A 13,162-nucleotide genomic window follows, 5' to 3' on the forward strand; every position below is an offset into this window, starting at 1 on the left:
GCAAGCGGCGGCGCGGTTCAAGCCGGAATCAGTCGATTCGCGGCCCGCTCGCTATCGAGCGTCAGCGTCCCGCCCGTCGCGACGCGACCTGCCCCAGCACGGCGAAATCCTTCTCGCCGTCGCCGTGAGCAACGGCTTCGATCAGGCTGTCGCGCACGACGCTCGCCACCGGCAGCGGCGTCGAGACGGAGTCGGCTGCCGCCAGCGCAAGCCGCACGTCCTTCAGGCCTAGACGTGCCTTGAAGAGCGCCGGCTCGTAGCGCCGTTCCGCGATCATCTTGCCGTAGCCCTGATACACCGGGCCGGGGAACACGCTATTCGTGATGACATCGAGAAAATCCTGCATCGCGACGCCATGACCGCCCAGCAGCGCGGATGCTTCGCCGAGCGTCTCGACGGCGGACGCCAGCATGAAGTTCGCCGCGAGCTTTACGACGTTCGCCTGCTGCGGCAGCGAACCGATGCGCCAGGTCTTCTGGCCGATCGAATCGAACACCGGCTGCACGCGGTCAATCGCCTCGGCGGGACCGGCGGCGACGATCGTCAGCTTCGCGGCGGCCGCCACGTCGGGCCGCCCCATCACGGGCGCCGCCACGTAGTGCACGCCACGGCTCGCGTGCGCCGTCGCCAGCTCTTCGGCGAGCGAAACGGAAATCGTCGCCATGTTCACGTGGATCAGCCCGCGTGGCGCATGCTCGAGCAACGATGCGCTGATAACATCGCGCAGCGCGGCATCGTCGGCGAGCATCGAGAAAACGGCGTCCCCGGCGAAAGCCTCGGCAGGCGAACCGACCACCTGCGCGCCGAGTCCGGCGAGCGGCTGCGCCTTGTCCGGCGAGCGGTTCCACACACGCACGCTATGCCCGGCTTTCAAGATGTTTGCGACCATCGCGGCGCCCATCTCGCCGAGACCGATAAAACCGATGTCCATCAATAGCTCCTGTTCAACAGAACCCGCAGTAGAGCACAGTCGCACGAGCCGTGCTCATAATTGCCCATCGGCACTGCGCCCGACGCAGTGCGATACTCGCATCATGGTCACCGCGACTTTCCGCTTCTACGAAGAATTGAACGACTTCCTGGCGCGGCCGCTGCGTCGGCAGTCATTCAGTTGCGAGTGCGCGCGCGCCGCCACGGCCAAGCACATGATCGAAGCGCTCGGCGTGCCGCACACGGAGGTGGAGCTGATCGTCGTGAACGGCGAATCGGTCGGCTTCGAGCATCAGTTGCAGGAAGGCGATCGCGTTGCCGTCTATCCGAAGTTCGAGGCGCTCGACATCCAGCCGCTGCTGCGCGTACGCGAGCGCCCGCTACGCGTGGTGCGCTTCGTCGCCGACGCGCATCTTGGCGGACTCGCGCAATTGCTGCGCCTGGCGGGCTTCGACACACTCTACGACAACCACTACGCCGATTCACATATCGAGTCGATCGCCTCCGACGAAGACCGCATCGTCCTCACGCGCGACCGCGAACTTCTGAAGCGCCGCACGATCACGCATGGCTGCTATGTGCGGGCATTGAAACCCGAAGCGCAACTGCGCGAGATTTTCGGACGGCTCGATCTGGCGGGCACCGCGCGGCCGTTTCGCCTGTGCCTCACGTGCAACGCGCCGCTGCGGCGCATTCCAAAGGACGAAGCGATCGGACGCGCGCCTGCCGGCGTGCTCGAGCGGCATTCGCAGTTCGTGACTTGCGACATCTGCCGGCGGGTCTTCTGGGAAGGTTCGCACTGGCGGCGAATGCGCGCGCTGATGGATAGCGTGACGGGCGCGCACACTGCCGCGCCATAACTCGGCCCCGCTGTCCGCGCGCGGCGCTGCTTAACGGGCATTTCAGGCGCGCGCGATGCGTACAATGGCGGATTGCTTATTCGTTAGAGGCCTTCAGCATGGCAATGAAGAAATTCGACCTTGAGAAGAACAAGGCGCTGAAACTGGGCAACCAGATGAAACAGTCCCTCGCCGCCGACCGTTTCGGCAAGGCATCGTCGCAACAACCGCAACTCGACCGGCGCGAGCAGCGCAAGCTCGATCAGGCGATGGGCCTCGTGCCGTTTGCGTGCAAGTTGCCGCAAGCGCTCGTCGATCAGTTGAAGGAGCGGGCCGCGACGCATCCGGAAGGCATGAACGCGCTGATCGCCGAATTGCTGGTCAACGGACTCGCAGCGAGCGCCTGAACGGACGTAACCCGAAGGCGTCGTCGCGAGCCATTCGATTGCGTGAATGGGCACGACTGCCCGCGCTGAAAATGCAAAAGGCCGAAGCATTCGCTTCGGCCTTTCTTCTTGCTACGCCAGCAGCGCTGCCAGGCGCCGGTGCCATCGAAGATGGCTAGCGGCTGACGCGACGAACGGACTGCTTAGTTCGCCGTGCCCTTGTCGTTCGTACCAGCAGCCGAAGCGGCGCTCGACACGCCAGCACGCTTGCCGTGCGTCTTCAGTTGCTTGTGGGCGTGCTTCGGCTTGGCGGTGCTAGCGGCGGCCGGTGCTGCGTCGGATGCCTGTGCGAAAGCCTGAACGGACACGAGTGCGAGCGAGGCGGTGATGAGCGAGGCGATGATCTTCTTCATGTGTGTTTATCCCCAAAACCTGACGACTTTTAAGTCAAATGTTGAATTGGAACAGCATGACGGTGAAGCCGGCTGGGCCACGCAGCGCCTCCCGGCTCCCCGCGGGGAGTATCACGCAGCGTAGGCGGTTTGTCATCCCATAAAGGTTGGACTGTATTTTCGGGGACACATTTAGCTTACTCAATGCTTTCAAGCCGTCGACGCTTCGCCGACGGCGCGCCCGGGTATCATGTCGGCTGCCGCCAATGCCGTCATGACTCATCGTTTCGTCCGAAGTAACACGCGCCCTATGCGCCGTGGATCGCGCGAAACGAGTTGCCTTGCAGGAAATCTCCGCTTGAAAACCGCCACCCGCCAACACCTGCGCGCGAATCTTCTGATGCTCGTCGCCGCCATGATCTGGGGCAGCGCGTTCGTCGCGCAGCGCCTGAGCCTCGATGCAATCGGCCCGTTTCTCTTTACCGGGCTGCGCTTTCTGCTCGGCGCGTTCGTCGTGCTGATCGTCTGGTCGATCGCGCGACGCCGCAAGCCCGGCATCCCGACGGAAACGACGCCCGCAGTCGCCGTTTCGACCGCACGCAAGCTATGGCGCGACGGCGCGCTGCTCGGCCTGCTGGTCGCCGTGTCGATTTCATGCCAGCAGATCGGCCTTCAGTACACGAAAGTCGCCAACGCCGGGTTCATCAGCTCGCTGTATGTCGTCATCGTGCCGCTGATGGGCGTCGCGTTGCGCCATCAGACGGGCCTGGGCGTGTGGCTCGGCGCAACGCTGGCCGCGCTCGGCATGTACTTCCTGAGCGTCGACGAGCATTTTTCGATTCTGTACGGCGACTGGCTCCAGCTGGCGGGCGCCATCGTGATTTCAGCCCAGGTGGTGCTGGTCAGCCGTTTCGCGCGCCGTCACGATCCGCTGGCGCTCGCGCTGGTGCAGTTCGTCGTGTGCGGCGTCGTGAGCCTCGCGATCGGACTCGCCGTCGATCCACTGCGCCTCGCCGACATCGTCCGCGCCGCGCCGACGATTCTCTACGGCGGCGCGCTGTCGGTGGGCGTCGCGTACACGATTCAGGTGGTCGCGCAAAAAGATGCGGCGCCCGGGCACGCGGCCGTGATTTTCAGCATGGAAGGCGTATTCGCCGCGCTGGCCGGCTGGCTCGTGCTCGGCGAAACGCTCGCGGCGCGCGCAATGCTCGGCTGCGCGCTGATGCTCGCGGGACTGATCGTCTGCCAGCTGATGCCGATGTGGAGCGGCCGGCGCCAGGTGCCGTCGGATTCAGCGGAACCGGCCTGACGCGCGGCCCGTCGGGATCATGCCGCGCTGGCGTTCACGGGCGGCGACGAGCGGCCACGATCCGCCTCAGGCGACGGCTTGACCCGCAAACGCGCTCTGCCAGCTTTCGTCGTCGGAACGGCGTTTTTTTGGCGTCGGCGGAAAGACGCACCAGCAGCCGTCGTCGTGGCGAAAGAAGAAGAGCGAGCGCCGGCCGTCCCGCAGCGATGTCTCTACGCGCACGTAGCGGGTGTTGTCCCATTTCGTGCGACCAACCTGCGTGACGCGCACAGGCGTGGAAACCGGCCCCAGCCACTTGTCGACCAAAAAATGCAGCGACTGCTCGGTGGCGGATTTCATGACGTTCTCCACGTCGTCTTGTCGCGGGAGCCCTCGCGCGATGTGTCCGGCTTTTCCTGCTCTTCCTCCGCTGCTTCTGCTGCTGCAAGCTCCATCGCCCGTTGCGTCGCAGCTGCGCGAAGCGCCCTGCAATCCGCCGCGTGTCGCATGTCCGACAGTAGCCGAACCAGTTGTCGCGCGTTTCTACGTTTCATAGCACCCCCGCACTGCACAAAAGACTTGAGAAAGCACTTTAACTTTAGGCCTTGATCTCTCGTTTCTCTAGTTGTTTTGACGAAATAGCAACAGTCGAATTCGAATGGGAGCACTGAGTATTTCGTCGGTTTTTATCGTGTTCCCGCCGATGCACGCAGTCTGTGCGCTGGCGACCGCAATCCGCGCGGCGTGCGGCCCGCGCAACGCCTGACGTGGCACTGAATATGCTGTTGCGCCGTACATGCGCGCACCGACGAAAATCGATCAGTTGACCGAATCGGCCTTATGCGCCCATGTCCTCTGACATGCCGCAAGCGCTGCGCCCGCCGCAAGCAGACAGGCCGAATAGATGAGGCCGCGTTCGAGACCTGCGCCGTCGGACACCCAGCCGATCACCGTCGGCCCGACGATCTGCCCGAACGCGAAGACGATCGTGAACGCGCTGATGCCGCGCGCCCAATGTGCGGCGGGCAGATTGTGGCGCACGAACGCTGTCGTCGATGCGACGGCGGAAAGGAACGTCGCGCCGAACAGCAGCCCCGACGCGAACGCGACGGCAGGATGTGCGACGAGCGCCGGCAACAGCGTCGCGAATGCAAGCAGCGCATTGAGCAGGGCCAGCGCCTGACCGCCGCGCATGCGGTCGAGCAGCCGCGACCAGATGCGCGCGGACACGATCGTCGCGATGCCGAGCAGCACATAGAAGCCCGTCACGACGCCGTCGCTCATGCCGTCGCCACGCAGGAGCGCGACGATGAACGTCATGTAGCCGATATAGCCGACGCCGAAAAGCCCATAGCCGGACAGTGCAAACGCATAGCGAAAGACCGGCACGGGCCGCGATGCTGCGGCCGCTTCGCCCGCCGTGCTCCTCCGCAACACGTGCTGCCTCTCGACGCGTCTCGCAGCGATGCCGGCGACGATCGACAACGCGACGCATGCGCCCGCAAGCGCAAACCATGCGAATTGCCAGCCATGCACGGCCTGCACGGCATACGCAAGCGTCGCGGGCACGAGCAGCGCCGACGCAACGATGCCCCATCCCGTGCCGCCATAGTAGAGGCCGAGAACGAGCCCTGCATCGCGCGTGCTCGACGACGCAAGCCGCGCCGCCAGCACGCCGCCGCTCACGAAGATGAACGCGCTCGCGATGCCCGTCGCGACACGTTGCGCGAACAGCGTGTTCGTATCGGACAGCGTGCCTGTCGCGGCCATCAGCAAGGCCGTCGCCATGCATCCGCCGATAAAGAGCGCGGCCGCCGGCCAGCGCCGCGACAGTCGAGGAAACGCGAGCGCGCCGAGCAGATAGCCGAGCGCGTTCGCCGTGTTCATCGCGCCCGCCTGCGCGAAGCTCCAGCCGAGGTCGGTTTTCATCGACGGCAGCAGCAGCGCGTATGAAAAGCGCGCGAGCCCAAGCGCGATCGCACTGCCCATCGACAGGCTGATCGCGAGCCACAGCGTCCGTCCGCGGCGCGGCAAGCGAGCGTCCCGCGCGGCACGCGACGCGTCGCCGGATGGCGCTTCATCCTTTGTCCGCCGCTCGCGTCGTTCGATGAGATCGGCGAGGCTGACATGGATCCATGAAAATGCGCGGCGAGCGAAGCCAGTCGTCATGTCGTTGTTTGCGTCAATCAGTTGGGCTATCACTGTACATCGCGAGCGCGCGTTCGGTGGGCACGCGTTCAGTGGTACGCGTTCGGCATGCATCGAACGCGATTGCGGCGCTTGCTGGAAACTTCGCTAGCCTGATAGCGTAGTGATCCCAACTGCAGAGACCGTTTTCGTGTCGAACCCGCTTCTGGCCATCCGTCACAGGCTTCGCCACCTCGAGCGCACGCACGGCGCGGCCGTGTCGCAAGCGGTCGGCAATCGCCCGTTCCTGACGGGCATCGCAGGCACGCTGATCGCAACGGCGATGGCGGGCCTGACGCTGGCTACGCTGTACTCCGGGCGCACCGACGCGCTGAACCATGCACGCGAAACGTCGGCGGATCTCGTGCGGCTGATTTCAAGCGATATTGCGCGCAACGTCGAAATCTACGACCTGTCGCGAAGAATGGCGCCGCGCGCGGCGCAATGGCACGCCGATGTCGGTGCTGTTCATCGACATCGACTATTTCAAGCGCCTCAACGACACCTACGGCCATGCAGCCGGCGACGAAGTGCTGGCGGCCATCGCGGATTGCATCGCGTCGGTCGCGCGGCGCTCGCTCGACATCGTCGCGCGATATGGTGGCGAAGAGTTTGCCGTCGTGCTGCCGGACACGATGTCGAATGCAGCGATCCATGTCGCGGAGAAAATTCGCCGCGTCGTCGAGACATTGCGCGTCAAGCCACTGCCGCCCGATCACGGCGTGACGGTCAGCATCGGTGTCGCCACATGCCGCCCCGCCGACGGCGGCACGCCACCGGAACTCGTCGCCGCCGCCGACGCGCAGCTCTACGCGGCGAAGGCGGCTGGGCGCAATCGGGTGAAACCGGCGGAATGGACGCAGACGCAAGCGCCGACGGACGATATCCGCGATCACTCGGATCAGGCTGATCCGGCGAAACGGCATGCCTGATTGCAACCCATGAACCGCAGTTGAATTGCGGGGAAAAACGCTCACTATTCGTGCGATGGCCGCGTGCGGCGTCGACGTAGACTTGTTTCCGTCTCCAGGTTCTCCATGATTCTCCACGCAGTCGGAATCATCGGGACGATTTGCGCGCCACGGCTTTTGTCCGTGGCGTTTTTCTTTTGCTAGCTGTCGTGCTGCCCGCGCTCATCGCGCCCGCCAAAGCGCTGTGCCACTTCGAGCGGAATATTCTCCGGCGTCACCACCACCACCGACGACGACGCGCTCACCGCCGATTTCGGCAGCAGCTTGTGAAAGCACATCACGTGCTGACACGCCGATCGCATGTCCTGCCGCAAATCGTGATGCAGCACCGCCGTGATCGCGCGGTCGCGCAGCAACTGCACGTTCTCTCGATCCAGGTCGTGTGCGATGAAGCATTTCGGATGCTGGTTCAGCGACCCGAGCGCGCGCAGAATCGCCGCGTTGCCGCCGCCCATCGAATAAACGGCGGCAATCTTCTGCCCCGCTTCCACGGCCTTGCGCACGCGGCCTTCCGTCTGCGCATCGAGCCCCTGCCCGCCGCTCGCGTCGATCAGCGTCAGATGCGCGTACCGTTCGCGCAGCATCGCGCGAAAGCTCGCCTCGCGCTCTTCCTCGCCGCGAAAGCGCTCGTTGCTCATCGTCACGAGCACGTTGCCTGCGCGTCTGCCGAGCCAGTGGCCGATCAGATACGCAGCCGTCGCGCCGCCGACGCGATTGTCGAGCCCTGCATACCCAATGCGCTCCGACGCGGGGATGTCGGTGAACATCGTCACGACGGGAATATCGCGCTGCTTCAGTTCGGCGATCGCCTGCGCGATCTCGGGCACGTCCTGCGCTTTCAAAAACACGCCATGACTGCCGCGCCGCGCGATCGCACGCAACGCATCGACGACTTGCGCCTTCGTCATCGTCTCCTGCATCAGAAAGCGCGGCCGGAAAATTGCCGGATGCAGACTCGGGATCGTGTCTTCGAGCGCGTCGCGAATCTCGTCGGCGAAACGGCGCGGCGCCTCCACTACGACATCGACGACGAGCTTGCGCCCGCTCGTCGCCATCGTCATCTGCTGCTTCTCCAGTTCCTTGATCGCCTGCATCACACGGCGGCGCGTGTGCTCGCGAACGTGCGCGCGGCCGTTCAGCACGCGGTCGACGGTGGCCGTGCCGAGCCCCGCCTGCAACGCGATTTCCTTGATCAGAAAGGGATGACTCATGGATCGCCAGGTGAAAACGCGCCCCGCGTTTGATGTGTTTTTGATGTTTCGATGGTAACGCAGCGCCGGAGTTTGGCGATAAGCTGATTCGAAACATCCGGCAATCAGCTTGCATGAAACGGGAGACCACATGAGCCAGAACCCTCGGCGTTTTGCATCCGGCGCGCACGCATGGTTTCGCGAGGCGGACTGTTCCGTCGACGGCTTGGCGACGTTGATCGACACTTCGCGCGAAGCGCATGCACGGCCGCGCTTCGCCGCCGCCGTCGAACAGGCGATTCCCGTGTACGACTGCGACGCGCTGCGGCCTGTCGTGGCCGATGCGTCGCGCCGTCCCGAGCTGCTGGCCGAATGGGCCGACGTGTTGCTCGACGGCGCCGGCGTGTTCGTGCTCAAGCGCGCGTACGAAGACACGTCCGCGATCGACGATGCAACCGCGATCTTCGAATCGATGATCCGCAGCGAGCGCAAGGCAGGCGGCGGCGCCGATCACTTCGCGAAGGCAGGCGCGAACGACCGCATCTGGAACGCGCAGGAAAAGCTCTGCCTTGCCGCGCCGGAAGTGTTCGTGCGCTACTTCGCGAATCCGATCCTGATGGCAGCCGCCGAAGCGTGGCTCGGCCCCGGCTATCAGATGACGTCGCAGGTGAACGTCGTGCGTCCGGGCGGCGAAGCGCAACAGGCGCACCGCGATTTTCACCTCGGCTTTCTCACCGTCGATGACGCGCAGCGCTTTCCCGCCCATGTGCATTTGATGTCGGCGCTGCTGACGCTGCAAGGCGCCGTCGCGCACAGCGACATGCCCGTCGATAGCGGGCCGACCAGGCTGCTGCCGTTCTCGCAGCGTTATCCGCAGGGCTATGTCGCGTGGCGTCGCGCGGATTTCCGCGAGTATTTCGAATCGCACCATGCGCAGTTGCCGCTGAAAAAAGGCGATGCGATCTTCTTCAGTCCCGCGCTTTTTCACGCGGCCGGTTCGAACCGCACGCGCGACGTGCAGCGAATGGCGAATCTGCTGCAAGCGTCGTCGGCTTATGGGCGCGCAATGGAATCGCTCGATCGCACGCGCATGTGCACTGCCGTGTTTCCCGCGTTGCGTGCGATGCGCGCGCATCGGCGGATCGGCGCGGCGGAAGCGGCGGCCGTGATCGCGTCGTGCGCGGAAGGCTACGCGTTCCCGACCAATCTCGATCGCAATCCGCCCGTCGGCGGACTGGCGCCCGCGAGCCAGCAACAGATCTTCGCGACGGCGCTCGATGAAAACTGGTCCGACGAAAAATTCGCCGAAGCGCTGCGCGATCTTGAAGTCCGCAACGCGACGCACTAACTGCGCACTAGCGCTACGCACTCACTCGAACGACGGAGACGACATGACGATAAGCACCATCGGCAGACGCATTCGGCTCGGCCTGATCGGCGGCGGGCCGGGCTCGATCATCGGCGAGACGCATCGCATCGCGGCGCGGCTGGACGGCCACTACGACATCGTCGCGGGCGCGTTGTCCTCCGACCCCGAACGCGCGCGGCAGGCGGCATCGAATCTCGGCATCGACCATGAGCGCGCGTATCCGTCCTGGCGGCAAATGATCGAAACGGAAGCCGCGCGGCCCGATCGCATCGACGTGATCGCGGTGATGACGCCCAACGACTCGCATCACGCGATCTGCATGATGGCGCTCGACAACGGCTTTCACGTGATCTGCGACAAGCCGCTGGCCAACGACCTGGCGCAGGCGCGCGAAATCGCAGCGCGCGTCGAAGCGACGAACGCGGAGTTCTGCGTGACGTACTGCTACTCCGGCTTTCCGATGGTGCGCCAGGCACGCGATATGGTCCGTGCGGGCGAACTCGGCGAGATTCGCCAGGTGCATCTGCAATACGTGCAGAGCTATCTGGCTGCGCACGATTTGCCCGCCGGCTGGCGCACGGAAGCGGGACGTGCGGGCCGCTCGCTCGTGCTGATGGATATCGGCACGCACGCGTTTCATCTGGGCGCATACGTCACCGGGCTCGACGTCACCCGCGTGTGCGCGGACGTCGGCTCGGCGATTCCCGGCCGCACCATCGACGACTACGTTTCCGCGCTGCTGCGCTATGAGAACGGCGCGCGCGGCTCGCTGTGGGTGACGAACGCAGCGGCAGGCTCAGAGCATGGACTGAGCTTTCGCATCCACGGCGACAAAGGCGGACTTGAATGGCATCAGGAAGAGCCGAACCGCCTGATTCATCGCCGGCATGATGGCTTCGAGCAGATCATCACGCGCAGACTCGGCCCGACGATGAGCGAAGGCGCGCAACGCTCGACACGCATCGCCATCGGCCATCCCGAAGGTTATCTGGAAGCGTTCGCGAATCTTTATACGGAGTTCGCGGAGCGTGTCGCCAAGCGGATCAGCGAGGGTGAACGGGATGACAGGCCTGCGCTCTTTCCTGGCGTCCGCGATGGCGTGAAGGGACTCGCGTTCGTCGATGCCTCTGTGAAGAGCACGGCGGCGGGCGCGTGGCAGGACATCGAGCGCGCGTGAGCGACGGATCTTCTGAGCCAAAAAAAGAGCCCTGTTCCGCGGGGGAACAGGGCTCGTGGATGAGTCATATCGTACAGGCGCGTGGATGCTTGCCGACTGCTTCTCATCACATGAAGCTGTTATTGGTCACGCTTCTTCTTGCTTCGATTTGGCCCCGCGCCTACTCCTTGCTACTAACCCCAACTGCATTCTGTTGAAACGGTGAATCGACTGCTTGTTTGCCGCTGCCAAGACTGCTGTTGCCGACTGCATTGCTTCGCTACCGCTGTACTGCTGTACTGCTGTACTGCCCTACTGCTGTACTGCGCTACTGCGCTACTGCGCTACTGCGCTACTGCTATTGCAAACGAGAACTTCAAACTGCTGAACGAATTGCAGGCAACCTACGGTCATGCACGACGCAGAGGGGAACCGCATCGATGGGGCTTGTTGAATCGTCGCTCCATGAAAAGAAGTATAGGAGCGGGCGCGCGCAATCAATTGGCTGAAGCGAGGGCGATTCGTGGCGCTATTCGCCCGTTTGTTCGCGGGCGGCCAGCGGCGCGCGATACGTTCACGTTGCGAAGCGCGTACTCGACGTGTGCGGACGGTAGGCGCTGCCAAACAGCACGTCCGGATCGGCGCGGTCTTCGTCGGCCGTTTCGCTGAGTTCGCGGAACGTCGCGACCAGGCTGTCCCACGAAGCGGACCAGCGTGTTTCTCTCAGACGGCTGCCCGTGCTGTCCGTGATGCGCAGGACGCCCGTGTCAGGAAAAAAAGTGAGCGTAACCGCGATTCCATCGATGACACACGTCGCAGTACAGGGTTTTGCTGCAAGCACGATCGCCTCCGGTTGATGTGTAGTGAGGTCCGCTTCCTTGGCGGGCGCGCTGTTAAGAGCAATGGCCATGCCTATGAAGCGCTTGCGGGCCGTGCGGCTTGCTGCGTGGGGCATGCAGGCACTCGCGCGCGATTCACGAGCGAATTTCCAACCGATGAGTGTTGGCCTGCTCCGCACACAGTGCGTTCGCTCTGCCTCTGCCAGCCCGACACCGCGATACCGTTCTTCACGCACGACAGATTCATCAATCCAGTGTTGTCCAGGGAACAGGCAAATGCCATCTTCTGCTGCACATTCAACCGGTACGCAAGCATTGCTCAACGCTTTTAATTCATCGATATGTATACGTAGTAGCAGTTAACAAGCATCGCCGTTTTCTGTGGACAAGCATCAAATCCGCATTGCGCTCAATCGATTGCGAAACGGATACCCATGCGCATAAGCGTGGGATCCGTGGCGGCAGACCCGGATAACTTGGCCCGCGTTCGAGTGCTCCGCGTGTTTACTCAGAATCCGCCCACAGCAATCGCCTCCGCGATATCCCCATGTTGTCCAGAGCATCGTGTGGACATCCGGATGTCGAGTCCGCGTGATTTCGCACCGTCCGTCGATTGATTCGTTGCACTCTCGCGCGAGGAGCCTATAACGGAATTTATCGCGCGAAATCATGGCGACGGGATGATCGCGTCGTCGCGAACAGGCATCGCTCGCTATCGTCATGAACGCGATACAGCGTCTGGAGAAAAGCCATATGGAAGAAAGCGAATTCGGCGCCTTCGAACATCGAGGCTGGGAACGGGCCGCGCAGCCTTATCACGCGTATTTCGGTAACTTGACCATTCAGTCCCATGGCCCGTTGCTCGACGCGCTGAATGTGCGCCGTGGCGTCCGCTTCCTCGATGTCGCATCGGGCCCCGGCTATCTCGCCGCGTCGGCCGCCCAGCGCGGCGCGGATGCCGTCGGCGTCGACTTCGCCGAATCGATGGTCGATCAGGCTCGGCGCATCTATCCCGCGTTGACGTTCAGGTTCGGCAGCGCGGACGACCTGCCGTTTCCCGACGAGTGTGTCGACGCTGTCGGCATCAACTTCGGGATGATGCACTTCTCGAATCCCGAGAAGGCGCTTCTGGAGGCATTCAGGGTGCTGCGGCCCGGCGGCAAGGTCGGCTTCACGAATTGGGCGACGCCCGACAAGGCGGCCGGATTCGCGATCGTGCTGAAGGCCATCGAGGCGCATGGCCGGATGGATGTTCAGTTGCCGCCAGGGCCACCCTTCTTCCGGTTCAGCGACTGGGACGAATGCAAGCGCGTGCTCGTCGAGGCAGGCTTTCTCGATCCGCGTGTGCAGGAACTCGGGCTGACCTTGCATGCGCGAGCGCCAGGCGCGCTATTCGACATGGTGAGGCGTGGCGGCGTGCGCATCTCCGCGATCCTGAATGCACAGACGCCCGAGGCGCTGGACTTGATCGAGAAGACAATCGCGGAAGGAGCTGCGCGATATGAAAGCGCCGGCGAGGTGCGGATACCGATGCCGTGCGTGCTGGCCAGCGCGACGAAGCCTTGAACGTTTGCGAGCGAACGTCAGGCAATGGACGAAGGAAGAGCTTGAATTC

General features: G+C 63.7%; 13 protein-coding genes. 7 read left to right on the forward strand and 6 right to left on the reverse strand.

Features of this window, described 5'->3' with window-relative positions:
• Positions 1 to 61 precede the first annotated feature (61 nt).
• On the reverse strand, positions 62 to 931 hold the full coding sequence (locus tag AABE10_RS30725; RefSeq protein ID WP_152766878.1) for an NAD(P)-dependent oxidoreductase: 870 nt from the start codon (positions 929 to 931) through the stop codon (positions 62 to 64).
• Positions 932 to 1,034: 103 nt separating this feature from the next.
• Here AABE10_RS30725 and AABE10_RS30730 point away from each other — a divergent pair, with 103 nt between their 5' ends.
• A complete protein-coding gene (locus tag AABE10_RS30730) occupies positions 1,035 to 1,790 on the forward strand; it encodes a Mut7-C RNAse domain-containing protein (RefSeq protein WP_342936920.1) in 756 nt (251 codons plus the stop codon).
• A gap of 98 nt (positions 1,791 to 1,888) precedes the next feature.
• Positions 1,889 to 2,176: a hypothetical protein gene (locus AABE10_RS30735; RefSeq protein ID WP_152766874.1), complete on the forward strand. Its 288-nt coding sequence runs from the start codon at positions 1,889 to 1,891 to the stop codon at positions 2,174 to 2,176.
• Between the two features lie 182 nt (positions 2,177 to 2,358).
• On the opposite strand, the gene AABE10_RS30740 is transcribed toward AABE10_RS30735, so the two are convergent.
• Complete coding sequence (locus tag AABE10_RS30740; RefSeq protein ID WP_342936921.1) at positions 2,359 to 2,568, reverse strand: hypothetical protein; 210 nt, start codon at positions 2,566 to 2,568, stop codon at positions 2,359 to 2,361.
• Positions 2,569 to 2,905: 337 nt separating this feature from the next.
• On the opposite strand from AABE10_RS30740, the gene AABE10_RS30745 reads away from it, so the two are divergent.
• Positions 2,906 to 3,856, forward strand: a complete 951-nt coding sequence (locus tag AABE10_RS30745) for a DMT family transporter (RefSeq protein ID WP_342936922.1) — start codon at positions 2,906 to 2,908, stop codon at positions 3,854 to 3,856.
• Between the two features lie 66 nt (positions 3,857 to 3,922).
• Here the strand turns inward: AABE10_RS30745 and AABE10_RS30750 are convergent, their stop codons facing one another.
• Positions 3,923 to 4,195 (reverse strand): hypothetical protein, encoded by a 273-nt coding sequence (locus tag AABE10_RS30750; protein WP_342936923.1) that lies wholly within the window; start codon positions 4,193 to 4,195, stop codon positions 3,923 to 3,925.
• A gap of 459 nt (positions 4,196 to 4,654) precedes the next feature.
• The gene (locus tag AABE10_RS30755; RefSeq protein WP_428983413.1) at positions 4,655 to 6,004 is read right to left on the reverse strand and encodes a YbfB/YjiJ family MFS transporter; all 1,350 of its coding nucleotides are present in this window, start codon (positions 6,002 to 6,004) and stop codon (positions 4,655 to 4,657) included.
• A gap of 473 nt (positions 6,005 to 6,477) precedes the next feature.
• Between AABE10_RS30755 and AABE10_RS30760 the strand changes: the two genes are divergently transcribed.
• Positions 6,478 to 6,954, forward strand: a complete 477-nt coding sequence (locus AABE10_RS30760; RefSeq protein WP_428983414.1) for a GGDEF domain-containing protein — start codon at positions 6,478 to 6,480, stop codon at positions 6,952 to 6,954.
• 179 nt (positions 6,955 to 7,133) lie between these two features.
• On the opposite strand, the gene AABE10_RS30765 is transcribed toward AABE10_RS30760, so the two are convergent.
• Positions 7,134 to 8,204: a LacI family DNA-binding transcriptional regulator gene (locus AABE10_RS30765; protein WP_342936924.1), complete on the reverse strand. Its 1,071-nt coding sequence runs from the start codon at positions 8,202 to 8,204 to the stop codon at positions 7,134 to 7,136.
• A 130-nt stretch (positions 8,205 to 8,334) separates the two neighbouring features.
• Between AABE10_RS30765 and AABE10_RS30770 the strand changes: the two genes are divergently transcribed.
• The gene (locus AABE10_RS30770) at positions 8,335 to 9,531 is read left to right on the forward strand and encodes a phytanoyl-CoA dioxygenase family protein (RefSeq protein ID WP_342936925.1); all 1,197 of its coding nucleotides are present in this window, start codon (positions 8,335 to 8,337) and stop codon (positions 9,529 to 9,531) included.
• A 43-nt stretch (positions 9,532 to 9,574) separates the two neighbouring features.
• Entirely contained in the window at positions 9,575 to 10,729 is a 1,155-nt protein-coding gene (locus AABE10_RS30775; RefSeq protein WP_342936926.1) for a Gfo/Idh/MocA family oxidoreductase, read from the forward strand.
• A 553-nt stretch (positions 10,730 to 11,282) separates the two neighbouring features.
• Here the strand turns inward: AABE10_RS30775 and AABE10_RS36510 are convergent.
• Positions 11,283 to 11,870, reverse strand: coding sequence for a hypothetical protein (locus AABE10_RS36510; RefSeq protein ID WP_428983415.1), 588 nt, complete (start codon positions 11,868 to 11,870; stop codon positions 11,283 to 11,285).
• A 397-nt stretch (positions 11,871 to 12,267) separates the two neighbouring features.
• On the opposite strand from AABE10_RS36510, the gene AABE10_RS30785 reads away from it, so the two are divergent.
• The gene (locus tag AABE10_RS30785) at positions 12,268 to 13,113 is read left to right on the forward strand and encodes a class I SAM-dependent methyltransferase (RefSeq protein WP_342936927.1); all 846 of its coding nucleotides are present in this window, start codon (positions 12,268 to 12,270) and stop codon (positions 13,111 to 13,113) included.
• Positions 13,114 to 13,162 lie beyond the last annotated feature (49 nt).

Origin of the sequence: Paraburkholderia diazotrophica, assembly GCF_038900755.1 — a bacterium.
Lineage (GTDB): Bacteria > Pseudomonadota > Gammaproteobacteria > Burkholderiales > Burkholderiaceae > Paraburkholderia > Paraburkholderia diazotrophica_A.

Bases quoted from the DNA above. Each gene is read 5' to 3' on its own strand.
- AABE10_RS30740 (WP_342936921.1), bottom strand. From the start codon at position 2,568: ATGAAGAAGATCATCGCCTCGCTCATCACCGCCTCGCTCGCACTCGTG.
- AABE10_RS30730 (WP_342936920.1), top strand. From the start codon at position 1,035: ATGGTCACCGCGACTTTCCGCTTCTACGAAGAATTGAACGACTTCCTG.
- AABE10_RS30735 (WP_152766874.1), top strand. From the start codon at position 1,889: ATGGCAATGAAGAAATTCGACCTTGAGAAGAACAAGGCGCTGAAACTG.
- AABE10_RS30760 (WP_428983414.1), top strand. From the start codon at position 6,478: ATGTCGGTGCTGTTCATCGACATCGACTATTTCAAGCGCCTCAACGAC.
- AABE10_RS30785 (WP_342936927.1), top strand. From the start codon at position 12,268: ATGAACGCGATACAGCGTCTGGAGAAAAGCCATATGGAAGAAAGCGAA.
- AABE10_RS30775 (WP_342936926.1), top strand. From the start codon at position 9,575: ATGACGATAAGCACCATCGGCAGACGCATTCGGCTCGGCCTGATCGGC.
- AABE10_RS30750 (WP_342936923.1), bottom strand. From the start codon at position 4,195: ATGAAATCCGCCACCGAGCAGTCGCTGCATTTTTTGGTCGACAAGTGG.
- AABE10_RS30765 (WP_342936924.1), bottom strand. From the start codon at position 8,204: ATGAGTCATCCCTTTCTGATCAAGGAAATCGCGTTGCAGGCGGGGCTC.
- AABE10_RS30770 (WP_342936925.1), top strand. From the start codon at position 8,335: ATGAGCCAGAACCCTCGGCGTTTTGCATCCGGCGCGCACGCATGGTTT.
- AABE10_RS30725 (WP_152766878.1), bottom strand. From the start codon at position 931: ATGGACATCGGTTTTATCGGTCTCGGCGAGATGGGCGCCGCGATGGTC.
- AABE10_RS30755 (WP_428983413.1), bottom strand. From the start codon at position 6,004: ATGACGACTGGCTTCGCTCGCCGCGCATTTTCATGGATCCATGTCAGC.